Source organism: Thalassospira sp. ER-Se-21-Dark (genome assembly GCF_017922435.1).
Lineage (GTDB): Bacteria > Pseudomonadota > Alphaproteobacteria > Rhodospirillales > Thalassospiraceae > Thalassospira.
Genome location: NZ_VDEZ01000002.1, coordinates 682,841 through 708,500, shown reverse-complemented (window position 1 = coordinate 708,500; position 25,660 = coordinate 682,841). Strand labels below are relative to the sequence as shown.

The following is a 25,660-nucleotide window of genomic DNA, read 5'->3' as shown; positions in this document are numbered from 1 at the left end:
TGGGCGCATCTTCTCCCTAAAATCCATGTAGTTTTTTATTGCGTAAAATCCCTTACTGCTGCACGATTTGTGCAATGCGGTCGTTAATGATGATGTGTAACCGTCTGAAACCGCAGTTTTCTTCATAAAACTGCAAAATATCAGTGGAAATGCTCTCGTTGGACAGGCAATTATTGACGGAATGAGAGGCGCTTTGGCGTGTCTTGTGGGGGAGCATCCGATTTCGGATGCTAAGACGAACGAAGAATGAAGACTCTCAACAGGGATAATTTAAACTCGTTATGAGCAAAGACATACCCGCCCTACAGGTCGAAGGGATGTTCAAAAGCTTTGGGGACCATGAAGTTCTTAAAGGAATTGATCTTACGGCCAATACCGGGGACGTGATTTCGATTATTGGCTCGTCCGGTTCGGGCAAAAGTACGTTTCTGAGATGTATCAACCTGCTTGAAACGCCCAATGCCGGCGCTGTTCACGTCAAAGGTGAACTTATCCGCATGAAGAGGCTCAAGGATGGCTCACAGGAAGCCGCCGATAAAAAGCAGCTTCAGCGTATTCGTACCAAGCTTGCGATGGTGTTTCAAAGCTTCAATCTCTGGAGCCACCTGACCATTCTTGAGAATGTCATTGAAGCACCGATCCACGTGCTTGGTGTTCCGAGAAAAGAAGCAATTGAGAACGCAGACGCGTTGCTGCAAAAGGTCGGGATGTATGAACGTCGGGATTATTATCCCGGTCATGTCTCTGGCGGCCAGCAACAGCGCGCAGCCATTGCGCGCGCACTTGCGATTTCACCTGACGTCTTGCTGTTTGACGAACCGACATCGGCACTTGATCCGGAACTCGTCGGTGAAGTTCTCAGGGTTATGACCGATCTTGCCGAAGAAGGCCGCACGATGCTTGTCGTGACCCACGAGATGGGCTTTGCGCGCGGTGTATCAAGTCATGTGATGTATTTGCATCAGGGACGGGTTGAGGAATTCGGCAATCCGACCGATGTATTCGAGAATCCAAAATCTGAACGCATGAAGCAGTTTCTTCAGCGCGATTTCTGATTTGGGCAGACCAGGGCCTGGTTGGCTCTGGCCGCAAGAATGGGAGCACGTCGTTGCGCGCCATTCCAATCAACAAGGGAGACTATGAATGAAAAACTGGATCAAGGTTGCATCTGCCGCAGCAATTGGCATTGCACTGAGTGCTTCGGCAGCAAGTGCTGCCTGGGAAAAAGTCGTTATCGCGACCGAGGGTGCCTACCCTCCGTTCAACATGATGGACGACAATGGCAACCTCATCGGTTTCGACGTTGATTTCGCCACCAAGCTTTGCGAAACCGCAAAGATCGAATGCGAAATCGTTGCTCAGGACTGGGATGGCATGATCCCGGGTCTTTTGGCCAAGAAATATGACGCGATCATCGCTCAGATGTCGATCACCGAAGAGCGCAAGCGCTCCATCGATTTCTCCGACTATTACAGCAACACTCCGGCAGTGTTCGTTGGTAAGGACGGCATGAGCATCACCGCATACAAAGACGGCGAAGTCATCGAAGACGCGCTTGATGGAATGGTGATCGGTGTTCAGCGTTCGACCACGCACGCAAACTTCCTTGAAGACAACTTCCCGGGTATCGAAATCCGCATGTACGGCACCCAGGACGAAGCCCTGCTTGACCTGACCGCTGGCCGCGTAGATGCGACCCTTGCTGACTCCGGCACCCTCGAAGCATGGGTAAACTCCGAAGAAGGCAACGGTTACGGCTTCGTTTCCAACCAGTTCGCACCGAGCGAATGGTTTGGCGAAGGTGCCGGTATCGGTATTCGCAAGGAAGACCAGGACCTGAAGGAAATCTTCAACAAAGCCCTGGCTGAAATGCTTGAAAACGGTTCTTACGAAGAACTGAACAAGAAATACTTCCCGGCGATTGATCTGCATCCGAATTGATCTGCCTGATCTATCCGGGGCGGCGAATTGTTCGCCGCCCCTCCCTTATTGTTGGGTGTTGCTTTTAATCAGGGGTGAAAAGCACGTTCGGCATCAAGGAAAGCTGGAGATACCATGCTTGATTTATACGGCCGCGGCTGGCAGATGCTTGAAGGGGGACTGGTCACAGTTCAGCTTTGCCTAACCGTTTTGCCATTCATGATTGTTATTGGTTTATTGGGCGCCTCAGCAAAGCTGTCGCGCTATCGCACACTGCGTGTGATCGGGGAAAGCTATACCGTTCTTATTCGCGGCATTCCCGAGCTGCTTGTTATTTTGTTGATTTATTTCGGCGGCACCATTGCTGTCCAAAGCCTTGCCGAAGCGATTTCCGGCGAGGAAACCCGCGTGGATATCCCCGCATTCTGGTCAGGTGTTGCTGCCTTGGCCCTGGTTCAGGGCGCATTCGCATCCGAAGTTTTCCGGGCTGCCATGCAATCGATCCCCATTGGTCAGATCGAGGCCGCGACAGCGTGCGGCATGACACCGATGCAGATTTTCATGCGCATCAAGCTACCGCAACTTTGGCGTTTCGCCCTGCCCGGGCTTAACAACCTGTTTCAGGTCCTGATCAAGGACACCGCGCTTATTTCGGTTGTTGGTGTCGAGGAAATCATGCGAAAGGCTGCCATTGGCGCCGGTACAGAGAAGGCACCGTTCACTTTCTATCTGGTGGCGATGCTTATGTTCCTTTCATTTACAACGGTTTCGCTGCTGGTCTTCAACTATCTTGAAAAGCGGGCTGCCCGCGGTGTGGCGAGGGCGTAGCAGATGTTTGAAGATTTCATATACGTTCTTGGCAAGTACGATACCTGGCTATGGCGCGGCTTTTTGCTGACCATCGAGTTGCTGGTGATTTCGGTGACGCTTGGCACGCTTTTGGCCATTCCGTTGGCTGTGGCGCGTGTTTCGAAAAAGGTATGGATACAGGCCCTGCCCTTTGCCTTCATCTATGTGTTCCGTGGAACGCCGCTGATCGGGCAGTTGTTCATGATGTATTATGGCGTCGGGCAGCTGATTGCCAACATCGACGGCATTCAGGATCACTGGACCTGGACTTATCTGCGCGACCCGTATTGGTATTGTCTGCTGACCTTCGTTCTGAACACGGCGGCCTATGTTGCCGAAATCATGCGCGGCGGCATCCAGAATGTGCCCAATGGTGAACTCGAAGCCGCCCGTGCATGCGGCATGTCGCCGTGGATTACCTATCGGCGCATTATCTTTCCCCGCATGTGGCAGATGATCTGGCCTGCCTACACCAACGATGTGATCTTTACCCTCAAGGCGACGTCGCTGGCATCGACCGTGACCATGATGGAACTCACCGGTGCTGCCCGTAAGATCGTTGCGCGTACCGCCCTTCCCTATGAGGCGTTCATATCGGCCGGTGTGATCTATTTGATTATCGTTTACTCGCTGACTTTTGGCTTCAAGGGGATCGAACGCTATCTGCGTCGCAGTGAGCAGCGCAACGAACCCAAAACAGGCAGAGCAAAAGCAGCAACCTCGGCCTAAAAAATACCCGATCAAACCCGGTATTCGGAGATTGGCACCTGTCGGCGTGGCGTCGAAGGTGCTTTGATGCGGCCGGGTTGATTCGCCCCACGCCACCACCTTTCAGGATATCGAAATGCAAGAAGAACGCATTGAACTCGTCCGCCCGCAAATGGGCACCTCACGCGCTTTGACCGTGCGGCGCTTTGGCAAACCGGGCCAAGGTCCTAAGGCCTATTTCCAGGCTGCCCTGCATGCAGATGAATTGCCCGGCGTCATTACGTTGCACCATCTTGAGGCACTTCTGAAGGAAGCAGACGCCAAGGGCGACATCACCGGTGAAATCGTTATTGTTCCCTTCGCCAATCCGATCGGTTTTACCCAGTATGTCGATATGAAGCCGCTTGGCCGCTTCGAAATGCGCAGTGGTCAAAACTTTAACCGTCACTATCCGGATCTGAGTGCGGCACTTATTGATGCCATTGACGGCAAACTGGAGCAGAATGCCGAGGCCAACGTTGCATTGATCCGGACCGAGTTGCGCCGCCTTATCAAGGAACACCGCAAGGATGTCAGCCCGCTGACAGACCTGCAGGATTTGCGTCTGACACTGGCGGAGCTTGCGATTGATGCCGATTACGTCATGGACTTGCATTGCGACTGGGAAGCGCCGATGCATCTATACATCAGCGACCATAACTGGCCGGATGCCGCGGATCTTTCGGCACAGATCGGGTCGGAATGCAGCCTGATCGCAGAAATCAGTGGCGACAACCCGTTTGACGAGGCATTCAGCCGCCCCTGGGTCGAACTTCGCCGTGCCTATGGCGACAAATTCCCGATCCCGATGGCGACACTGGCCACCACGATCGAGCTGCGTGGTGATCGCGATGTCTATGATGAGTACGCAATCGCCGATGCCGCCAATCTGTTCAAGTTCCTGCAGCGCCGTGGTCTGATTGCTGGCGACCCGGGCCCCCTGCCGGACGCCAAATGTGATGCCACCCCGCTTGCCGGTGTGGATCGCGTGATGGCGTCACATGGTGGCATGGTTGTTTTCGCGGCTGAGGCTGGCGCGAAAGTCAAAGCCGGTCAGGAGCTTGGTTATGTTCTTGATTGTGAAACCGGCGAGAAAACCCCGTTCTCCAGCCGAACCGACGGGGTGCTGTATTCCCGCATCGGTATTCGGCTTATTGTTCCGGGCGGATATCTGTGCTCGGTCGCGGGTGAAAAACCGCTTGAAGGACGTGAAGGTCAGCTTCTGCTGTCGAAATAGCGCGCCTTTGACGTTTCCGCGTTCTGATTGAAACTGTATTTTGAGACGGATCGATTGATTGCCGAATGAAGGTTGGATACCCTTCAGGCCGTCGTTGATCCGTTTTTCTCATTCGGGCCAGATGGTCACCGATTTTGCCGAATTTGACGAACCGCGCATAGCGCGTTGCAAGGAATATTTGATGTTCGATCCGAAAACTGTTTCAGAAGTCATTTCAGTAGCCAAGAACAAGGCCGTGGCAGACGCCGAGACGGCACGCCGCGCGATTTGTGTTCTGGATTTGACCAGCCTGAATGATGATGACAATGAACAGGTCATCGAAGCCCTGTGCAAACGCGCGCAAACGCCTGAGGGAAACACAGCAGCTGTTTGCGTCTATGCCTCGTTTATCGAAACCTCTTGGCGGGCACTGGGCCAGTCAGGTGTGAAAACCGCAACCGTGGTAAACTTCCCCGAAGGCGGCACCAATGCCCAGCGTGTAGCCGACGAGACCGCAAATTGTGTTTCCAAGGGCGCAGACGAGATCGATCTTGTCTTCCCCTACAAGGCATTTCTTGAGGGCGATGTCGCGACCGCAACGGATGTTGTCGATGCCACGCGCACGGCCTGCGGAACGATGACTACCATGAAGGTCATCCTTGAAAGCGGCGAATTTGATGACCTTGGCAAACTTTACGACGCCGCCCGGCTTGCCATCAAGCACGGGGCGAATTTCGTGAAGACATCGACCGGCAAGGTGTCTGTCGGCGCAACGCCCGAAGCCGCGGTTGCAATGCTGACTGCCATTCGCGATGCCCGCAACGAGGATGGTATTGATGCCGGCTTCAAGGCATCCGGCGGAGTTAAATCAACCGAGGACGCCGCCCTTTATCTTGCGATAGCCGATCACATAATGGGCGATGGCTGGGCAAAGCCGGAAACCTTCCGTTTCGGGGCAAGTGGCGTTTTGACCGCGTTGCTTGAAACCTGTGGTTCCAAACCGGGTGATGCACCGGCTGCGACTGGCAACTACTAGAATTTATGACTATCTGCTGGGCATCGCATTGCCCGGATAAGGTTTGAAGGAAGACATCAATGGCACGTGCCATCATTATCGTGGCGGACAGCTTCGGGATCGGCTCGGCACCGGACGCGGCAAAATTCGGTGATCAGGGCTCTGATACCCTTGGCCACATCGCAGAACAATGTGCCAAAGGCCTTGCCGATAGCGACAAGCGCAGTGGTCCCCTGAATGTGCCGAACATGGTGGCACTTGGTCTTGGCGAGGCTGCCAAGGATGCCACAGGTCGTGTCCCGCCCGGGCTTGATCATGGCGGTGCAATGATCGGCGCATTTGGCCATGCCAAGGAACTATCGCGCGGCAAGGATACGCCAAGCGGCCATTGGGAAATTGCCGGTGTGCCGGTGGATTTCGATTGGGGTTATTTTCCCCTGACCGTCCCGACCTTCCCGGCGGAACTGACCGATGCCCTGATCGAGCAGGCCAAATTGCCGGGCATTCTTGGCAACTGCCATGCATCGGGCACGACCATCATCGCAGAGCTTGGCGAAGAGCATACCAAAACCGGCAAGCCGATTTGCTATACCTCGGCCGACAGTGTGTTTCAGATTGCCGCCCACGAGGAACATTTTGGTCTGGAACGCCTGTATGAAGTCTGTGAAATCGCCTTCAAACTGGTTGAACCATACAATATCGGCCGTGTGATCGCCCGCCCGTTTGTTGGTGAAACTCCTGCTGATTTCAAGCGGACCTCAAACCGTCGTGATCTTGCCGTTCCGCCCCATAAACCAACGCTGCTTGATCTGTTCAGCAAATCTGGTGGCAAGGTGATTTCAGTTGGTAAAATCGCCGATATCTATGCCCATCGCGGGATTGCCAAAAAGGTCAAGGCGTCGGGGAATATGGCGCTGTTTGATGCCATGATGAAAGAAATCGCCGAAGCCCCGGACAACAGCATTGTGTTCACCAACCTGGTGGACTTCGACATGGAATTCGGTCACCGTCGTGATGTCGCCGGGTATGCAAACGCGCTTGAGGAATTTGATCAACGAATTCCGGAACTACGTGCCGCGTTACAGCCCGGTGATATGGTGATCATTACCGCCGATCACGGGTGCGACCCGACCTGGCGCGGCAATGACCATACACGCGAATTTGTGCCGATCCTTGCCTTTGGACCGGCAATTGCCCCCGGGCCGTTCGGGATGCGCGAAACCTTTGCCGATATCGGGCAAACGGTTGCCGACCATCTTGGGATTGCGCCGCTGGCGACGGGAACGTCTTTCTTGAATGGATAAAGTGGAATGAATTGGCAGTTCGGACAAAGTGAAGCATCAAATTCGCCGATCAGGATCGAGGCGATTGTCGATACGATTTGTCCGTGGTGCTATATCGGCAAGAAGCGCCTTGAAAAAGCGTTGTCAAGCGAAAAGCTTGATAACCTGATCATTCACTGGCGCCCTTTCCTGCTTAACCCGGATATGCCGAGTGGCGGCATTGATCGCAAACTTTATCTATCCGCAAAGTTCGGCGGAAGCGAAAGTGCTGAGCGGGTTTACAAGGCGATCGAGGATGCCGGGGCTGCGGTCGGTATCCCGTTCAGGTTTGATCTAATCAACGTAACGCCGGATTCAACGGACTCTCATCGCCTGATCTACAAGGTGTGTGCAGAACGGCCAGCGGTTGGCAATGATTTGGTCGAAGATCTGTTTGTGGCCTATTTCCTTGAAGGTCAGGATATCGGCAATCATGAACTCCTGGCCGATATCGCAGTTCGCCATGGCGAAGACAGAAACGAAATTCTGGAATATCTTGCCGGTGACATGGATCGGGAATTTGTCAGTCAGGAAAACCGGGTCGCGCATCAGATGGGCGTGACCGGTGTACCGTGCTTCTTGTTTAACAGCCGCCATGCCCTGTCCGGCGCACAGGAACCCGACATCCTTCAACGCATGATCCGACTGGCGCGACAGGAAGAAATTCCGGTCTAAACAAGAGCCCATTGAGAATTAAAAAAGGCGGGATAACAATCTGTTACCCGCCTTTTCTTTATGCGTTTCCTGCAATATCCGAAAGCCGTTTCATCAATCGTTTGAGGCCTTCAAGCCGGTCAGTTGGTCCATCCCAGCCAGCGGAATAGACGATCTTGTGATCCGGGCGCAGGCGGGCGACGCCAACCTGTTGCTGGATAAAGCCGATCAAACCGGCCGGGTTCGGAAACTCGTTGTTTCGTAGCGTGATGAGTGCCCCTTTCGGGCCTGCATCAAGCTTCTCGATATTGGCAACCCGACACCATTGTTTGATGGTCACAACATCCAGAAGGTTTTCGACTTCCTTGGGCAATTTGCCAAACCGGTCAATCATTTCGGCGGCAAACTGGTCGACCTCTTCACGCGATCGCAATTCGGAAATACGGCGATAAAGACCAAGCCGCACACCAAGATCCGGCACGTAGCGATCCGGGATCAGAACCGGCATACCGATATTGATCTGCGGGACGAAGCTTGCCTCTTCGGATGCATCGATCTCGCCCTTGGCTTCTGCCACGGCTTCTTCGATCATCTGCTGATAAAGCTCGATCCCGACTTCCTTGATATGGCCGGATTGTTCTTCGCCAAGCAGGTTCCCTGCCCCGCGAATGTCAAGATCGTGGCTCGCCAGATTGAACCCGGCACCAAGACTATCAAGGGTCTGCATGACTTCCAGTCGCTTGAGTGCTGTTGCGGTAAGTTTCTTGCTATTTGGCAAGGTCAGATAGGCATAGGCACGCTGTTTGGAACGACCAATACGGCCACGCAACTGATAAAGCTGCGCCAAGCCGAACATATCAGATCGGTGAATGATCATCGTGTTGGCGTTTGGAACATCAATGCCCGACTCAATAATGTTGGTCGCGAGCAACAGATCAAACTTACGGTCGGTGAAATCGGTCATGACCTGTTCAAGGTCACGTGCCCCCATCTGGCCGTGTGCCACGTCAAACTTGATTTCCGGCACAAGGTTTTGAAGTTCCTTGGCAACCCGGTCGAGCTCATTGACCCGTGGGCAAACATAGAAAATCTGGCCGCCACGGTGGCGTTCGCGCAAGATGGCCTCGCGCACGACAACCGGGTCATATGGCGTGATATAGGTCCGGACCGCCAGACGGTCGACCGGCGGTGTGGCAATGATCGACAGTTCCTTCACCCCGGTCAGGGCCAGCTGCAAGGTGCGCGGGATCGGCGTCGCGGTCAGGGTCAGGACATGCACATCGGATTTCAGTTCCTTGAGGCGTTCCTTGTGTTTGACGCCGAAATGCTGTTCCTCGTCGACGATCAGAAGGCCAAGGTCCTTGAAATGCACGCCCGTACCCAAAAGCGCATGGGTGCCACAGACGATATCGACATGGCCGCTTTCTAGGTTCTCCTTGACCAGTTTGGCGTTCTTGCCGGTGACAAGGCGCGACAGCTGTTCAACCCGCACTGGCAGGCCTTCAAAGCGCTCCTTGAAATTCAGGTAATGCTGCCGGCAAAGAAGTGTCGTCGGCGCAACCACAGCCACCTGTTTGCCCGACATCACCGCGGCAAACGCCGCGCGCATGGCGACCTCAGTCTTGCCAAACCCAACATCGCCGCAAACGAGACGATCCATCGGCTTGCCAGCCGACAGGTCATCAAGGGTATCGCGGATGGCGCGTGCCTGATCCTCGGTCTCGGCAAACGGGAAGCCGGCGCAGAATTCGTCATAGGCGCCCTCAGGTGCCTGAAGCATGGTGCCCTTGCGCAGATGACGTTCGGCGGCAACCTTGATCAGCTTGCCTGCCATGTCGCGGATGCGTTCGCGCAGCTTGGCCTTACGGGCCTGCCAGGCAACACCACCCAGCTTATCAAGGATCGAGATACCTTCGTCCGATCCATAACGCGACAGGACCTCAATATTCTCGACCGGAACAAACAGTTTGTCGCCGCCGTCGTATTCAAGCTCGAGACAATCATGCGGTGCGCCGCCAGCCGTCACGGTCTTCAGGCCCAGATAGCGCCCGATACCGTGTTCAAGGTGGACAACAAGATCACCTTCGGAAATCTCGGACGCTTCACGCAGGAAATTGTCGGCCTTGCGACGGCGCCCACCCGGGCGGCTCATGCGGTCGCCAAGGATATCCTGCTCGGTAACAAACCAAAGACCCTTGCGCCGGAATCCGCGTTCAATATCAAGGATCACCACGCCGACATGTTCAAAGGTCAGATCGTCGGTAACGTCTTCCCAGCATTCGCAGGTAACGACTTTGCCCACGCCATGCTCGCGCAGCAATGACACGATGCGATCACGCGACCCATCAGAATAGGCCGCGATAACAACCTGATTTTCCTTGCCGCGCTGTGTGGTGATGAAATCACGCAGTTCGTCATAAAGATTGACGTCCGCACGCGCACGCACATCGCCAAAATCACGCCCTGCCCGCGCACCAAGATCGTAAATACCGCGTTCCGGATTTTCATCATCGTAATAAGGCGAGAATTCCAGAACCGGACGGTCGGACAGCATGCGGTCAAACTCTGCCTGATCAAGATACAGCCGTTCTGGCGGCACGGGTTTATAGACGTTGTCACCCGATAGCCCGCCGCCCTTGATACTAAGGCGCGCCTGATAATAATCATCGATCATTTCAAGCCGGTTTTCGATGACCTCGCCATATTGATAATCAAGGCTGACGATGGTTTCGGGCACATAGGCGAATATCGTATCCAACCCGTCATGAAACAGCGGCAGCCAATGTTCCATCCCGCCATATTTCAGACCGTTGGAAATTGATTCATAAAGTGGATCGGTCTGTGACACCGCGCCAAACAGCTCGCGATAGCTGCTTCGGAACCGCGAAATGCTATCCGGGTCTAGATAGACCTCGCCCACGGGCAACAGGGAAATTTCCTTGACCTTGCCGACGGTGCGCTGGGTTTCGACATCAAAGCGACGGATGCTTTCGATCTCATCGCCAAAGAAATCAAGCCGAACCGGCTCCTTCATGCCCGGCGCAAAGATATCGACAATATCACCACGGACGGCGTAGTCGCCCGGTTCCATCACCTGTTCTGCGCGGTTATAGCCCATGCGCTCGAAATAGGCGGTCAGCTCGGCGCGGTCGTATTCACTGCCAGCCTTGAACGCCAGCTTTCCTGTGCGCATGACCTCAACGGTCGGGACACGCTGCATTGCCGCGGCGGCGGTTGTCAGGACGATACGGCCATTGCCAGCTGCGGACTCCTTGCTGTCGGCAAGGGTTGTCAGCGTTTCGACGCGCCGTGCGGTGACTTCCGAAATCGGTGAAACACGGTCATAAGGCAGGCAATCCCACGCCGGCAGCGTCAGGACTTCGATCTCACCGGCGAAGAATTGCAATGCCTCCGCCAGTTGGGCCATGCGCTTGTCATCGCGCGCCACATGCAAAACGGTCTTGTTCTTGCCCGCACTATCAAGCAGTTCACGCAGGATCAGGGCGTCTGCGCCTTCCGGCACACCACCTACCCGTTTGCGACCGTTGGTCGATATAATTTCTTTGAGCTTGTTCAATGTCTTGTCAGGCGTTGCTCAGGTCCCGGATCATGCGCAGGACATCCGTGTCATACTGTGCAGGTGCCGCTTCCTTGCCGGTTGCCCATTTGAAGAAATCGGCATCCGGTACTTCGTTGATCAGGATTTCAAATCTATCAAGTTGTTCTGCCGTCAGGGTCGCCAGATGCCTGTCCATGAAACGCCCCATCAGGATATCGTTCTCCTTGGTGCCACGATGGCTCCCACGGAACAGCAGCTTTCTACGGCGCATTTCAAGGTCCGATACGGTGTCGGTCATTCTTCGATCTCCTGACTTCCTGTGCAGCGCCTTGCGGGAGGCCACTGCAGCCTGTTCTGTGGCATGGTTTGTACGGCAAAATCTCCTACGGGTCCATGCCGTGATCGGGTCATTTTGTATCAAATGATGACTTGATGGTTGTGGCGGGATAGTTTTGTTGTATACCCGTGCCATAAACACAATTGTTCTATTAACGTTCTCATCGAAAGTTTCAACGAAAACCGACATGCGCCCGGAAATTCTGTTCCCGCTTTTTGCTGAAATTGACACGCTGGCCGGTATCGGTCCGCGCTTAAAGCCGTTGGTAGCGCGCCTGATTGGCGGGGAACATGTCGCAGATCTGCTTTGGCATTTGCCATCGGGCATTATTGATCGCCGGTTTTCGCCCGACCTTTCCGACACCATTGACGGGTCGGTCGTCACCATGGATGTCTGGGTCGAACGCCACGAGCCCGCGCCCAATCGTCGTCGCCCCTATCGGGTGATCTGCAAAACGCAAAGCGGTACGCTTGTTTTGGCGTTTTTTAACGCGCGGGCCAAATACCTCAACGACGTTTTGCCGGTTGGTGAGAAGCGAATTGTTTCGGGTAAGATTGATCATTATCGCGGGGAATATCAGATCACCCATCCCGACCGGATTGGTACAGAGGCAGAACGTGCTGAAATCCAGACGGTCGAGCCGATCTATCCGATGTCGGCCGGGGTTACGGGCAAGACGCTGACCAAGGCTGTGCGCGGTGCACTTGAAACGCTTCCCGATTTACCAGAATGGCATGACCCGGCACTGATAGCGCGCCATAAATGGCCCGATTTGAAAGCGGCCCTTTACACAATACACAATCCGCAAGATGAAACTGACCTGTCACCCGATCATCCCGCCCGCAAACGGCTTGCCTATGATGAGTTGCTGGCCAATCAACTGGCCCTGACATTGATCCGAGCAAAGATGCGCAAGCTTGGCGGTCGTGTGACCAAGGGGGATGGTCGCCTGCGTGCAGAACTCGGTGACCACCTGCCCTTTGCCATGACCGGTGCGCAGCAACGCGCGCTTGGTGACATCTATGACGATATGGCAAGCGAAGGCCGCATGCTGCGTTTGTTGCAAGGGGACGTGGGATCGGGCAAGACTGTGGTCGCCTTGATGGCGATGCTTAATGCGGTTGAATGCGGACGTCAGGCCGCCCTGATGGCACCAACCGAGATTCTGGCGCGCCAGCATTTTGAAACGATTTCGCCGCTTCTGGAGAAAATCGGCATCAAATGCGCCATCCTGACCGGGCGCGATAAGGGCAAGTCACGAAAAACCGCGCTTGAAGGCTTTGCCAATGGCGAAGTCCAGATTGCGGTCGGAACGCACGCCTTGTTTCAGGATGACGTGATGTTCCACGATCTTGCCTTTGCGGTTGTCGATGAACAGCATCGCTTTGGCGTGCACCAACGCCTTATGCTGGCTGGCAAAGGCCAGGCGGTTGATGTGTTGGTCATGACAGCGACACCTATTCCACGCACGCTGACCCTGACGGCCTTTGGCGATATGGAAGTTTCGCGGCTTGATGAAAAGCCGCCGGGGCGCAAACCGGTCGACACCCGCGTTTTGCCGATCGACAAGGTAGATGATGTCATTTCCGGCATCGGGCGTGCGATGCGCAGCGGAACCAAGATTTATTGGGTCTGTCCATTGGTCGAGGATTCCGTGGTTCTTGACCTGCAAGCCGCCGATGAACGGTACCGGGTGCTGGCAGAGCTATTTGGTCGGGATCGTGTTGGCCTTGTTCATGGCAAGATGAAGGGCAAGGAAAAGGACGAAGTGATGGAAAAGTTCGCCCATGGCGATACGTCCATCCTTGTCGCAACCACTGTGATCGAGGTCGGAGTCAACGTGCCCGAAGCAACGATCATGGTGATTGAACATGCCGAACGCTTTGGCCTTGCCCAGCTTCATCAGCTTCGCGGGCGAATTGGCCGTGGGGATGCGGCATCGACCTGTTTGTTGCTGTATGGTAGCCCGCTTGGACAGGTTTCCAAGTCGCGACTCAAAATCATGCGTGAAACCGAGGACGGGTTCATCATCGCCGAAGAAGACCTGAAACTCCGCGGCGCTGGCGAAGTTCTTGGCACCCGTCAAAGCGGCCTTCAGGAATACCGGCTGGCCAATCTTGAGCTACATGGTGATTTGCTGGCGATTGCGCGCGATGATGCACGCCTGATCGTCGAACGCGACCCCGACCTGCAGAAGGCGCGCGGCGATGCATTGCGTCTGTTGTTGTATCTGTTTGAACGCGACGAAGCGGTTCGATATTTCCGATCAGGATAACAAAGAACAAAGGGCGCACCGGTTGGATGCGCCCTTTTAAATTTCAAGCCATTAGAGGCAATGTTATCACGCGTCTTCGGGCGTTTTGCCATCTTTGGATTTCGGCTCAGACGTTTTGGATGTTTCCATCCGTGCCGGAATGTCGCGCGATACCAGAATCGGAACGTTTTCCTTTTCACGCAACGTATCGACATCCTCGTAGGTTTTGGCAGCGACCTGCGGATGATTGCGTTGTTCGGCCGGGCGACGATCCGGCGGGGTTACGATACCGCCTGACATCACCATTTTAATGGCCTCTTCGACCGTCATATCAAGAATGACGACATCCCGGCGCGGAACGAACAGCAAAAAGCCCGATGTCGGGTTTGGCGTGGTCGGCAGGAAGATGTTGATGACCTTGTCTTCGGTCAGGTTTTGCACCTCACCTGTGGTCTCGCCAGTGATAAAGCCAATCGCCCACATCCCGCGGCGCGGATATTCCAGAAGAACCGCTTGGCGAAAAGCATTCGACTGGTTGGCCAAAACCGTTTCGAGGATCTGCTTAACGGCACCATAAATGCTCCGTACCGCCGGAATACGGCCAAGAATCCGTTCGTAAAGCTTAATTAACGCCCGACCGGCAAAGTTGGTCGTGAACCAGCCAACCACGGTGATGAAAACGATAATAACCAACAGGCCAAATCCGGGGATCCCGTATTCCTGATAACCGACAGGAAGATAGGATTCCGGATTGTAATGCGCCGGGATCAGCGGGATGACTTTGCTGTCGACGAATTCGATAAACCACCAGGCAAGCCCGAAGGTAATCGCAAGAGGCGCGCTGACCAGCACACCAGTAAGGAAATAGGCTCTTATCCGGGCAAACATACCTGGGCTTGGGAGGACGTGCTCCGAACCTTTGTTTTCCGGATCATCGTTGTCGTCGCGCTTGGCGTTCATTGAGCACCTGTGCAGAAGAGCCAAATGTCAAAAGCCGAAACTTGAGATTAGTCTTTGGCTTTTGGTCATTGTACGTGAGAATATGGCAAAGCTGGGACTTAAAGCCGGGTTATTCCCGCTTATTAAAGTGATAGCAGTATTCAAGTTTGCGGTGCAACCAACAAACCGTAATTTGCAGATCAGAATTGTTGTGGAGACGTTTTGCAGGTCTGGATTGTTGAATATATTTACGATGATGACGGTTCGGTCGGGATAAAGACGGCCAAGGTACGTGCTCCTGATTACGACGCCGCGCGGCAGTTCGCCATCGGTGACGCGCCATCGAAAGATTTTGTGATGTCACTCCATCCGGAATCCGAAGAACAGTTTCTTGGCACACCCGGTATTCGGGCCCGAGAACTGACCGGCAAGGTCGTGCATGAGGTCCCTGACCCGGACGATGATTTGGAAGAAGACGATGACGATTACTGAACTTGATCAGCGAACCTTTCTGCCGCGTCCTCTTGTCGGTGTTGGTGCCGTTGTCTGGCACAAGGACCATGTTCTTTTGATCCAGCGTGGCAAGGAACCACATGCCGGCACATGGAGCCTTCCGGGCGGCGCGCAGGAACTGGGCGAAACGGTGCGCGATGCTGTTTGCCGCGAAGTGCTGGAAGAAACCGGCGTTAAAATCTCAAGCCCGATCCTGGTCGATGCGGTGGACATGATTTCTACCAATGACGATGACAAGGTCGAATATCACTACACGTTGATTGATTTTGTCGCGGTGGCGCTTAATCCCGATATCACGCTTGGCGGTGATGCGGCTGATGCCAAGTGGGTCAGCGTCAAGGAAGTGGCCAAATACGCACTTTGGAACAAGACCATCGAAGTTATTGCAAAATCACGTGATGTGCTCTCATCCGGATGACCCGCTGACAAGCAGAGCAAGACGAATGGAATGAGAAAAAGGCGGCACCCACTAGGATGCCGCCTTTTGATTTGGTCTATTTAAGCTTTGTTACGCTGCTGAATGCTGCGTCAGGACGCTTTCCTGAATTTTCTTGAAGGCGCGTGCTTCAAGCTGACGGACGCGTTCACGGCTGACGCCAAAACGTTCACCAAGTTTTTCAAGCGTGATCGGATCATCGCTGAGGAAGCGGGCCTTGATGATTTCCTGTTCACGTTCAGGCAATTCGCCAAGTGCGTTTTTCAGCATGCCGTTATGAAGAACACGTTCTTCGGCATCAGCCACCAGTGCTTCCGGGCTCGGTGCGTCAGACGACAGCGTATCGAGATATTCCATCCCCTCGTCTTTCGGCATCGGCGTGTTAAGCGAGAAATCGCGCGCCGCAAGACGGCGGTTCATTTCAAGCGCTTCACGGCCGGTCACACCAAGTTTTTCGGCAACCTGATCAGCTTCCTCTGGCGAAAGTTCACCATTGTCATAAATGTTAAGCTGACGCTTGGCTTTACGCAGGCTGAAGAACAGTTTCTTTTGCGCTGCCATGGTGCCGAGTTTGACCATAGACCAGCTTTGCAGGATGTATTCAGTCACCGCAGCACGGATCCACCACATCGCATAGGTCGACAGGCGGAAACCACGTTCCGGATCGAACTTCTGCACGGCGCGCATCAGGCCTGTATTGCCCTCTGCAACGAGGTCTGCCATCGGCAGGCCATAGCCGCGATAACCAAACGCGATCTTGGCGACAAGACGCAAGTGACTGGTAACAAGTTTGTGGGCGGCCTCGGTGTCATCATGGTCCTGATAACGGTGGGCCAGCATGTATTCTTCGTCCGCCGTAAGCATCGGGAATTTCCAGACTTCACGGAGATAGCCCGAGAAACCCTCTTCCTGGGAAACAGCAGGTAATTTAATGGCGCTCATTCTACGTCCTCCTGAGAGGTTTACAAGTCGGCATCTATTCTTAGTACGGAGGCCGTCAGAAGCTAGATGACGTGCAAACACTATCGGTTGTGAATTAATTCACGTGGACGACCGGATTTTGTCAGAAAAGAAGCGTGGTCCGGTCGTAACTCATTCCAAGGTCACCTATGGAAGAGGACAGTAGACGCAAATAAGAAGTTCATTCATCGTGTCTCATCCTTACTCGAAGCAAATCGACAATTTACATGTCCGCCAATTGGCCGGACGTTGATCCGGCGGTGCCTATGGGCCCCCACCCGCATTTATTAATATATCTAAACCCGACCAAATTCGTCAAGAACTTCTGACCAGTGTTTCAGTTATATTAATCACTCAATATCAGCATCCTAGCAATTATAACCGACAAAAACAGTCGGGTAAGTAAAATGCCGATCCTTCACGCTAGGATCGATATACGGCGAAACAAAGGCAATTTGTGCATGTGTGAAGGTTCAAGGCGAAATTCCGGGGCTTGGCAAAGTGGCGTGCCAGTGGCCCCTGCTGTATGGTGACTTCAAAATGCCATTTGACCGGAGTTCATCATGCCAGCCTTGCCAGCAGACACTTTATGCCCCTGTGGCAGCCTGAAAGATTACGGCGTCTGCTGTGGGAAGTATCATTCCGGGACGGCAAGTGCCGAAACGGCCGAAAAATTGATGCAATCACGCTACTCTGCCTTCGTGCTGCGCAATGGGGACTACCTATTATCAACGCTGGCAGAGGAAAATCGTTCCGGCTTTGATGCAGAAAGTATTGTGCAGGACACAACGCGTTGGACTGGCTTGGACATCATTGAATGCGTTGCTGGCGGTATTCTTGATCAAACCGGGATTGTTGAATTCGTTGCCCATTTTGATGAGAACGGAAAACCACACCAACTGCACGAGCGATCCAATTTCGAACGCCGTGACGGCAAGTGGTTCTATGTTGACGGGATATTCCCGGGCGTGAGCCGAATCAACGCGTCACCTGTCAAAGTCGGTCGAAATGATCCCTGCCCATGTGGTTCCGGCAAAAAATTCAAGAAATGCTGTGGTTAACCCACAAATTCCAGTGCCCATTGATGAAATGGCCGAAGTAAGCTCTCATGAGCTTCTTTGTATGGCATCCAGACCAGTTCGTGATCCTGATCCACAGGCGGGCCAAGCTTTTCAGTCAATTCGCACAGGAAAAAGGTAGCGCGCTTAAGGCGGTATCGATCCTTGGTCGGGTTATTGACATACTGTGATGCAAAACCGAGCCGCGAGATGATACGCGCCCGATAACCCGATTCTTCATAAGCCTCACGACAAAGCGCGTCCTGTTCGCTTTCACCGTTTTCAACACCGCCGCCAAGAAGAACAATACCCTTGGGGGTGCGCGCAACGGCAACGTCGCCGTTTTCGCGTTTGATCACGGCATAGACACAGTCCTGGACGTTATAGCTTTGCCCCACACGCGGGGTTCCAAATATTGGACCGGTCAACAGGTCTTCCTTGTTTCACGATTGGCTGAATTCTCGTTCTTAAATCAGATTGTATCGCTTGTTTATAGTCTTGTAGGCCAACTTCAGGTGATTTTGTGACAGACGCTTCTGGATGGTTGCACGAAGAACCTCACAAAAACAAATCCCTCCAAAACAACCAGCGTTTCGGAGGGATTCTAAAGCACTATCATTAAGCGATTGCTTAGAACGGGATCTCGTCATCGAGGTCCGGGGCACCAGCCGGTGCGGATCCACCACCGGAAGAACCACCATTACCCCAACCAGCGTCAGAACCGCCGCCATAGCCGCCACCACTATCCTGGCCGCCGCCATAGCCACCACCAGAGGATGAACCACCACCCATGCCGCCGCCTTCACCGCGGTTATCAAGCATGGTCAGGTTGGAGTTGAAGCCTTCAAGAACAACTTCAGTGGTGTAGTTGTCTTTGCCATCCTGCCCCTGCCATTTGCGGGTGCGGAGCTGGCCTTCGATATAAAGCTTGCTGCCTTTTTTCACAAAGCGCTCAACGACATCAGCAAGGCCTTCGTTGAAAACAACGATGCGATGCCATTCGGTGCGCTCGCGGCGCTCACCGGACTGACGGTCACGCCACTGTTCGGAGGTTGCGATGCTGAAATTGGCGATCTTTTTGCCAGCCTGGGTAAACCGGATTTCAGGATCGCGGCCAAGGTTCCCGACGAGAATGACTTTATTGACACTGCCAGCCATGGGTTATCTTCCAAAGTTTGTGTTGTCCGCTGTCCCGATTGGTCGGGACTTGTGGGTTATCATTGCGCAAAAATGCGCTGCATTAAAGTTTCAAGTGCAATGCGATCCGTTTCATCGAACGAATTGTGCTCGACACTATCGACGTCAAGCACGGCGATCAACTGTCCATCCGCATTGATCACCGGCACGACGATCTCGGAATTTGTCCGGCTGTCGCATGCGATATGACCAGGAAAAGCGTGAACGTCCGCGACCACCTGCGTTTCGCGGGTTGATGCGGCTGCACCACAAACACCGCGACCAAACGGGATACGAAGACAGCCAAGCGTGCCCTGATATGGCCCGACGACAAGTTCATTTTCCTTTTCCGGATCAACATTATAGAAGCCGGTCCAGAAGTAATAGTCGAACTTTTGCGATAAGACGCACGATACGGTCGCCATCAGGGCGGGCACGTTGGTTTCGCCTTCAGTGATGCTGATCAGCTCTTTTTGCGCTTCTTCGTAAAGCGCCTTTTTCTGGTCGGTCTGCACATCAAACTCCCTTAACTTTCGCGCATAGGAACTACCCCGTTCACCATGTGCGAGACAAGGGTAAAGTGCCCCAATCCGAAAACAAAAACGCCTCTGACAGTCTGAATTTGTCAGAGGCGTTCGATGTTAGCTGATCTGGTTTAATCAGATGCGCTGACCGCTTTTGATATCAAACAGATGGATTTTCGAAGCCGGAACCGAAAGGCTTAATTTCTCGCCTTTTTCGAATGTGTGCGTTCCCTGCAACCGCAACGTGACATTGTCGGCATTGGCCCCGAAATCGAGGTAAGCCAGCGTTTCTGCGCCAAGAGACTCCACCATGCGCACACCGGCATTAATCCGACCTTCCCCGTCTTTGAGAAGTTCCAGATGTTCGGGGCGAATACCGACCGTGACGTCGCGGCCAGCCTCGACGTCGTGATCAAGATCAAGCATCACGCCGTCCCCCACTGTGACGTGTTTTTTGTCATCAGACACTTTGCCCTTCAGGAAATTCATCGCGGGCGAGCCGATGAAACCTGCGACAAACTGGCTGGCCGGCTTTTCGTAGATATCAATCGGGGTTCCGATCTGCTCCGCAACGCCGCCATTCATGACGATCAGACGATCGGCAAGGGTCATGGCTTCGACCTGGTCGTGGGTGACATAGACCGACGTGATGCCAAGACGCTGTTGCAGGTTCTTGATTTCAAGGCGCATATCGACACGCAGTTTGGCATCAAGGTTTGAAAGCGGCTCGTCAAACAGGAAGACTTTGGGTTGGCGGACGATCGCACGGCCCATGGCGACGCGCTGGCGCTGACCGCCAGATAATTGGCGCGGTTTGCGTTCAAGGTGATCTTCAAGCTGAAGAATGCGGGCGGCTTCGCGGACCTTGGCATCAATTTCCGCCTTGCTGTATCCGCGGTTTTTCAGGCCATAGGCCATGTTGTCGTAGTTGTTCATGTGCGGATAAAGCGCGTAGTTCTGGAACACCATGGCGATGTCGCGATCTGCGGGGGCCACGGTGTTGACGACCTTGTCATCAATGATGATTTCGCCATCCGAAATCCCTTCCAGACCAGCGATCATGCGCAGCAATGTCGATTTGCCACAGCCAGACGGCCCGACAAGAACCGTGAACTCGCCATGCTCGATTTTAAGGTCAATGCCGTGAATGGCCTTGAAACCGTTCGGGTAGGTTTTCTGGGCCTGATTAAGCGTAACAGTTGCCATCTTGGTTATCCTGTATTCGGATCAATTATTTTCAATGCAGGGATCAGGGAAGACCGGGTTATTTTTCCGTCTCAACCAGCCCCTTGACGAACATGCGCTGGAAGATGACCACCACCATTACGGGCGGAACAGATGCCATGATTGTCAGTGCGAATGCCTTGGGGAACTGAGGTATCTGTCCGCCCTCATAGAGCGAATTGTAGACCTGCTTGATCCCGATCACGATGGTGTAGAGCTGATCATCGGTGGTCATCAGGAGCGGCCAAAGGTACTGGTTCCAGCCGACCACAAACATGATGATGAAGATCGCAGCAATCATGGTCACCGACAGGGGAACCAGAATGTCGATGAAGAACCGGATCGGCCCAGCCCCGTCCAGCCTCGCTGCTTCAAGAAGTTCGTCCGGGACTGACCGGTAAAACTGCCGGAAGAAGAAGGTTCCTGTGGCAGACGCAATCAGCGGCAGGATCAGGCCGGTATAGGTGTTGAGCAAGCCAAGGTTTGCCACGACCTCATAGGACGGCACGATGCGCACTTCGAGCGGCAACAGAAGTGTCGAGAAAATGATCCAGAACAGCGGCACAGCCAGCTTGAAGCGGAAATAGACAATGGCATAGGCCGCCATCATCGAAATGATGACCTTTCCGATCGCAAAGCCAAGACCAAGCACCATGCTGTTAAACAGCATCTCAAGCGCAGTCACCCTGCCCTTTGTCGCCTCTGCATCAAACAGGATCGCGCCGTAATTGGTGAAGAACTCCCCGCCGGGCAAGAATTGCAGGCCATTCTGGAAGATATACTCGCGGGTGTGAGTTGATGACGCAAAGGCGATCCAGACCGGAAGGATCATGAAAAGTGAGCCAAGCACCAGAATGGTGTGGTTCGTAAAAATACGCCATTTGGACTGATACATGATGACGTTCCCCTTAATAATGCACTTTGCGTTCGATGAAGCGGAACTGGAACACGGTCAGGACACTGACCATGATCATCAGCAATACTGACTGTGCAGCACTGCCGCCCATATCCGCACCAAGGAAGCCATCGACATACACCTTGTAGACAAGGGTCGCGGTCGAACCACCCGGGGCACCTTTGGTCGAAACATCGATAATGCCGAACGTCTCGAAAAAGGCGTAAGTCAGGTTGATCACCAGCAGGAAGAAGGTTGTCGGTGCCAATAGCGGGAATGTGATGGTCCAGAAGCGACGCTCAGGACTCTTGCAGTCAAGGGTCGCTGCTTCCTGAACCGACTTCGGAATTCCCTGAAGGCCTGAGAGGAAGAAGATGAAGTTCACACTGACCTGTTTCCAGACCGCAATCAGAATGACGATGAAGGCCGCGTCATTGGCGTTTTCGATGTGGTTGAACTCAAACCCGAAACTGTTGAAGGCCTTATAGAGGTCCCCCATTAGCGGGTTGAACATCATGATGCCAAGAAGGCCTGCCACCGGCGGCGCAATGGCATAGCCCCACATCAGAAGCGTTTTATAGGATTTTGCCCCACGGATTACTTCGTCGGCGCGAACCGCGAGAAACAGTGAAATCGCGATCGAAAGCACGGAGACCAAAACGGAAAATACGACGGTAAAGATGGCAGATCGTGTCCACGAGCTGCTTGAAAGCACATCTTCAAAATTGCGGAACCAGACGAACTGGGAAGACATGCCAAAGGCGTCTTCAAGCAGGAAGGACTGGTACAGCGCCTGGACCGCAGGCCACAGGAAAAATATGCAAATAATCAGAATTTGGGGTGCGATAAACAGGTATGGCACCGCGCTGTGTTCAAATTGTACGCGCTTCATCGGGAACGCAACCTCAGAGCAAAATCAGAAAATGCAAAACAGGGCGGCCAAATCATCGGCCGCCCCGCTTTGGCGAAAAGCAGATTAGTTCGAGTAGGTATCGTTGAAGCGCTTCAGCAGGCCGTTTGCTTCTTCTTCGATGGTCGCAAAGGCAGCATCAACGGTTTCTTCGCCGTTCATGATCTTGTCGACTTCACGATAAATCACTTCGCGGATCTGAACATAGAAGCCAAGACGATAACCTTTGGTCCACTCGCCACCTTCCTCGGAAAGCTGGGTAATGCCGACTTCGGCATCCGGGCTTTCGTTGTAGTAGCCTTCTTTTTTGGCCAGATCATAAGCAGCATTGGTGATCGGGACATAACCGGTTTCTTTGTGCCAGTAGTACTGGGTTTCCGGTTTGGTCAGGAATTTGAAGAATTCGGCAACACCGGCATCCTGTGCGGCATCGTGACCGGAGAATGCGAACAGTGCTGCACCACCGATAAAGGTCGATTTCGGTGCATCGCCGGTACCTTCCCAATACGGGAGGGTCGATGCGCCAAAGTCAAACTGTGCGGACTTGCGAAGGCCACCAAACGAACCGGAAGAACCGATCCACATTGCGACCTGCTGCTGCACGAATGCGTCCTGGTTCGCACCCCATGCGCGGCCATAATAGCCATAGTAACCCGCGTCTTTCCAATCCTTGACGTGCTGCCAGTGATCTTTCAGAGCGTCGTTGTTATAAAGGATTTCAACGTCGGTGCTGTCATAGCCGTTATTGGCGGTTGCCATCTGCAGGTTGTGACGCGACATGAAGTTTTCGAAGAAGATCCACGGGCTGTGCGACTGCGCAAGCGCGGTGTAACCAGCTTCTTTGAGCTTCGGAGCAGCAGCTTCGAATTCCTGCCAGGTTTTGGGAACGTCTACACCGGCTTTGTCCAGCGCTTCTTTGTTATAATACAGAAGCGGGGTCGAGCTGTTGAACGGCATGCCGATCATCTTGCCGTCTGAATCGGCATAGAAGTAACGAACACCCGGGATGTAATCATTGATGTCGAAATTGACGTTGTTTGCTTCAAGCAAATCCTGAACCGGCTTAACAGCGCCTTTGGCGTTGATGATGGTTGCAGCACCTGCGTCGAAGATCTGGATGATGTTCGGCTGGTTTTTCGCGCGGAACGCTGCGATGCCGGCCGTCATGGTGTCTTCGTAGCCGCCCTTGTTGATGGATACGAGTTTGTATTCATCCTGGCTTGCATTGAAGTCTTCGGTGATCTGGTTGACAACGTCGCCAAGTGCGCCGTCCATTGCATGCCACCAGGTGATCTCGGTTGCAGCCTGTGCGGTGTTGCCAATGGCAAACACGGCAGCAGCAGCCATCAGTGTTTTGCGGAACATGGTCAAGTAACTCCCTATTGAAAACTTGGCACGGTACGCCGCCCGTAATTCGGCGACCGGCTAGGCGTTCGTTTTGTTCTTGAGGGCCGTTTTGCTCAAGTGACAGTTTTCGGAAACTTACTTTTGATGTGCGAATGGGCGGCGAAATGACACAAAACTCGCCAATAAATGATCAAGTGAACATCCAATAAGTTCACTATGAAGCTCCTCGCGGGCGCAGTTTTGAAAGGATCAAAGATCCAGTGTTTGCCTTGTGTTCCGGCAATCAGGTAGCAGAAGTGCCGTGAAATGGAGAGAAGCGGCAGATGCCAAGTGTTGCAAGCAAGTGAAAGTTTTGCGACCAAAACATGAAGATCGTCCCGCGACGTGTATGGTTAACCTTGTTGTATGGAATGTTCGTGTTCGAATATTTCGCCTGTCCGCGAAAATGGGCGGTGCAGACGACTTCTTCACAATTGTTCGTTAAGGTCGTTGCCGCTATCAAATCATCCAATTACGATGCCCAACCGTCCACGACCGCAGGGTTGATCCTGCGACCACCGTACTTGGATACGCAGTAATCGGAGACCCAGGCGTGAGCGATTTTGCCATATCAAATGCCCGACTCTTTGACGGAACACGCTTCCTGTCCGGGCATTCTGTTTTGGTCACGGATGGCAAGATCGACGCCGTTGTTGCGGATAAGGATCTACCATCTGGTATTAAGCCAGTAGACGGTGGATGCCAAACCCTCGCCCCCGGTCTGATTGATGTGCAGGTCAATGGTGGCGGCGGCGTCTTGCTGAATGATGCGCCTGTTCTTGAGACCATTAAAACCATGGTCGCTGCGCATCGCCGGTTTGGCACGACATCGATGCTGCCAACCCTGATTACCGATTCTCGTGACAAGATGGAGGCCGCGATTGCCGCCGTTCAGGACGCGCTGGATAACGGTGTTGCTGGTGTCGTCGGCATTCACCTTGAGGGACCGTATCTTAATCTCAAGCGCCGTGGCGTGCATCCAGCGGACCAGATCAGGCCGATGGAGCCTGATGCAATAGAACTCGTCTCCCGGCTTCGCAACGGCTGTACTTTGGTCACCCTTGCGCCGGAACTGCTTGATAAAGGCGTGATCACAAAGCTCGTTGCCCGCGATGTTCGTGTTTGCGCCGGGCACACAGCGGCCACCTACGACGATATCATTTCGGCAATCGATGAAGGCATGCAGGGCTTTACGCATCTGTTTAATGCCATGAGCCCCCTGACCCATCGGGAGCCGGGCGTTGTTGGTGCGGCGCTTTCTGATGATCGTACATGGTGTGGCCTGATTGCGGATGGGTTTCACGTCCATCCTGCAGTGATCAAAACCGCCGTCCGCGCCAAGGCCGCGGGCAAGATAATGTTGGTCACCGACGCCATGCCAACGGTTGGTGCCGCCGATAAACGGTTTAAGCTGGGTGATGAGGAAATCATCGCGGTTGATGGGCGGTGCGCGCTTGCGGATGGCACGTTGGCGGGTTCGGACCTGGATATGATTTCAGCTGTGCGCAATTGCATGGAAATGGCGGAAATCGGACTTGATGAAGCGCTTCGCATGGCGTCGCTTTATCCAGCGGAGTTCCTGGGACTTGGTCATGTTCTGGGGCGCTTGGCACCGGGATATCAGGCCGATATGATTTTGTTTGATGATCAGTTCAATGTGACGCGAAGCTGGATCAAGGGCGTGCAAGAGATTTACGCCTGAGCAAACGCAATATTTTCCGAAAGTCTATGACGGAAAGCCTTGACCTGAGACAGCATTTCGAAGA

General features: G+C 53.7%; 24 protein-coding genes. 13 read left to right on the top strand and 11 right to left on the bottom strand.

Translation table 11 applies throughout. The features are described from left to right. Positions 1-293: 293 nt before the first annotated feature. The 8 genes from FHI25_RS10930 to FHI25_RS10895 all read left to right on the top strand — a co-directional run bounded on the left by FHI25_RS10930 (position 294) and on the right by FHI25_RS10895 (position 7,744). Positions 294-1,055: an ATP-binding cassette domain-containing protein gene (locus tag FHI25_RS10930; RefSeq protein WP_343834339.1), complete on the top strand. Its 762-nt coding sequence runs from the start codon at positions 294-296 to the stop codon at positions 1,053-1,055. Positions 1,056-1,143: 88 nt separating this feature from the next. Next, on the top strand, positions 1,144-1,941 hold the full coding sequence (locus FHI25_RS10925) for a transporter substrate-binding domain-containing protein (RefSeq protein ID WP_210517767.1): 798 nt from the start codon (positions 1,144-1,146) through the stop codon (positions 1,939-1,941). A gap of 114 nt (positions 1,942-2,055) precedes the next feature. Continuing rightward, a complete protein-coding gene (locus FHI25_RS10920; RefSeq protein ID WP_008891030.1) occupies positions 2,056-2,748 on the top strand; it encodes an ABC transporter permease in 693 nt (230 codons plus the stop codon). A 3-nt stretch (positions 2,749-2,751) separates the two neighbouring features. Further along, entirely contained in the window at positions 2,752-3,498 is a 747-nt protein-coding gene (locus FHI25_RS10915; RefSeq protein WP_008891029.1) for an ABC transporter permease subunit, read from the top strand. 115 nt (positions 3,499-3,613) lie between these two features. Beyond that, on the top strand, positions 3,614-4,753 hold the full coding sequence (locus FHI25_RS10910; protein WP_210517765.1) for a succinylglutamate desuccinylase/aspartoacylase family protein: 1,140 nt from the start codon (positions 3,614-3,616) through the stop codon (positions 4,751-4,753). Positions 4,754-4,934: 181 nt separating this feature from the next. Continuing rightward, on the top strand, positions 4,935-5,768 hold the full coding sequence (gene deoC, locus FHI25_RS10905; RefSeq protein ID WP_246879039.1) for a deoxyribose-phosphate aldolase: 834 nt from the start codon (positions 4,935-4,937) through the stop codon (positions 5,766-5,768). A 59-nt stretch (positions 5,769-5,827) separates the two neighbouring features. Then, positions 5,828-7,051, top strand: a complete 1,224-nt coding sequence (locus FHI25_RS10900) for a phosphopentomutase (protein WP_210517754.1) — start codon at positions 5,828-5,830, stop codon at positions 7,049-7,051. Between the two features lie 6 nt (positions 7,052-7,057). Then, positions 7,058-7,744, top strand: coding sequence for a DsbA family oxidoreductase (locus tag FHI25_RS10895; protein WP_210517752.1), 687 nt, complete (start codon positions 7,058-7,060; stop codon positions 7,742-7,744). 58 nt (positions 7,745-7,802) lie between these two features. Here the strand turns inward: FHI25_RS10895 and mfd are convergent, their stop codons facing one another. Continuing rightward, the gene (gene mfd / locus FHI25_RS10890) at positions 7,803-11,300 is read right to left on the bottom strand and encodes a transcription-repair coupling factor (protein WP_210517750.1); all 3,498 of its coding nucleotides are present in this window, start codon (positions 11,298-11,300) and stop codon (positions 7,803-7,805) included. Positions 11,301-11,307: 7 nt separating this feature from the next. Beyond that, on the bottom strand, positions 11,308-11,580 hold the full coding sequence (locus tag FHI25_RS10885) for a succinate dehydrogenase assembly factor 2 (protein ID WP_210517748.1): 273 nt from the start codon (positions 11,578-11,580) through the stop codon (positions 11,308-11,310). A gap of 226 nt (positions 11,581-11,806) precedes the next feature. On the opposite strand from FHI25_RS10885, the gene recG reads away from it, so the two are divergent. Beyond that, positions 11,807-13,894 (top strand): ATP-dependent DNA helicase RecG, encoded by a 2,088-nt coding sequence (recG, locus tag FHI25_RS10880; RefSeq protein ID WP_210517746.1) that lies wholly within the window; start codon positions 11,807-11,809, stop codon positions 13,892-13,894. Positions 13,895-13,960: 66 nt separating this feature from the next. Here the strand turns inward: recG and FHI25_RS10875 are convergent, their stop codons facing one another. After that, on the bottom strand, positions 13,961-14,833 hold the full coding sequence (locus FHI25_RS10875; RefSeq protein WP_008891021.1) for a DUF502 domain-containing protein: 873 nt from the start codon (positions 14,831-14,833) through the stop codon (positions 13,961-13,963). Between the two features lie 201 nt (positions 14,834-15,034). Here FHI25_RS10875 and FHI25_RS10870 point away from each other — a divergent pair, with 201 nt between their 5' ends. Both FHI25_RS10870 and FHI25_RS10865 read left to right on the top strand, forming a co-directional pair. After that, the gene (locus FHI25_RS10870) at positions 15,035-15,304 is read left to right on the top strand and encodes a hypothetical protein (protein WP_210517744.1); all 270 of its coding nucleotides are present in this window, start codon (positions 15,035-15,037) and stop codon (positions 15,302-15,304) included. Further along, positions 15,291-15,743, top strand: a complete 453-nt coding sequence (locus FHI25_RS10865; RefSeq protein WP_210517742.1) for an NUDIX hydrolase — start codon at positions 15,291-15,293, stop codon at positions 15,741-15,743. Before FHI25_RS10870 ends, FHI25_RS10865 begins: the two co-directional genes overlap by 14 nt. Before the next feature lie 90 nt (positions 15,744-15,833). Here FHI25_RS10865 and rpoH read toward each other — a convergent pair whose 3' ends face one another. Beyond that, positions 15,834-16,703: an RNA polymerase sigma factor RpoH gene (gene rpoH, locus FHI25_RS10860; RefSeq protein ID WP_008891018.1), complete on the bottom strand. Its 870-nt coding sequence runs from the start codon at positions 16,701-16,703 to the stop codon at positions 15,834-15,836. A gap of 581 nt (positions 16,704-17,284) precedes the next feature. On the opposite strand from rpoH, the gene FHI25_RS10855 reads away from it, so the two are divergent. Then, positions 17,285-17,782 carry a YchJ family protein gene (locus FHI25_RS10855; RefSeq protein ID WP_210517740.1) on the top strand — a complete coding sequence of 166 codons (498 nt, stop codon included), beginning with the start codon at positions 17,285-17,287 and terminating at the stop codon, positions 17,780-17,782. Here the strand turns inward: FHI25_RS10855 and FHI25_RS10850 are convergent. From FHI25_RS10850 to FHI25_RS10820, 7 genes are all read right to left on the bottom strand, one after another. Next, positions 17,779-18,207, bottom strand: a complete 429-nt coding sequence (locus FHI25_RS10850; protein ID WP_210517738.1) for an NUDIX domain-containing protein — start codon at positions 18,205-18,207, stop codon at positions 17,779-17,781. The genes FHI25_RS10855 and FHI25_RS10850 overlap by 4 nt on opposite strands. 202 nt (positions 18,208-18,409) lie before the next feature. After that, entirely contained in the window at positions 18,410-18,937 is a 528-nt protein-coding gene (gene ssb / locus FHI25_RS10845) for a single-stranded DNA-binding protein (protein WP_008891015.1), read from the bottom strand. Between the two features lie 59 nt (positions 18,938-18,996). After that, positions 18,997-19,470 (bottom strand): GAF domain-containing protein, encoded by a 474-nt coding sequence (locus tag FHI25_RS10840; protein WP_008891014.1) that lies wholly within the window; start codon positions 19,468-19,470, stop codon positions 18,997-18,999. A gap of 144 nt (positions 19,471-19,614) precedes the next feature. Then, on the bottom strand, positions 19,615-20,685 hold the full coding sequence (locus FHI25_RS10835; protein WP_210517736.1) for a sn-glycerol-3-phosphate import ATP-binding protein UgpC: 1,071 nt from the start codon (positions 20,683-20,685) through the stop codon (positions 19,615-19,617). Between the two features lie 58 nt (positions 20,686-20,743). Continuing rightward, the gene (ugpE, locus tag FHI25_RS10830) at positions 20,744-21,598 is read right to left on the bottom strand and encodes a sn-glycerol-3-phosphate ABC transporter permease UgpE (RefSeq protein WP_210517734.1); all 855 of its coding nucleotides are present in this window, start codon (positions 21,596-21,598) and stop codon (positions 20,744-20,746) included. A 13-nt stretch (positions 21,599-21,611) separates the two neighbouring features. Further along, positions 21,612-22,490: an ABC transporter permease subunit gene (locus FHI25_RS10825; RefSeq protein WP_210517732.1), complete on the bottom strand. Its 879-nt coding sequence runs from the start codon at positions 22,488-22,490 to the stop codon at positions 21,612-21,614. Between the two features lie 84 nt (positions 22,491-22,574). Beyond that, positions 22,575-23,873, bottom strand: a complete 1,299-nt coding sequence (locus FHI25_RS10820; RefSeq protein WP_210517730.1) for an extracellular solute-binding protein — start codon at positions 23,871-23,873, stop codon at positions 22,575-22,577. 574 nt (positions 23,874-24,447) lie between these two features. On the opposite strand from FHI25_RS10820, the gene nagA reads away from it, so the two are divergent. Then, positions 24,448-25,596 (top strand): N-acetylglucosamine-6-phosphate deacetylase, encoded by a 1,149-nt coding sequence (nagA, locus tag FHI25_RS10815; protein ID WP_210517728.1) that lies wholly within the window; start codon positions 24,448-24,450, stop codon positions 25,594-25,596. Positions 25,597-25,660: the final 64 nt, after the last annotated feature.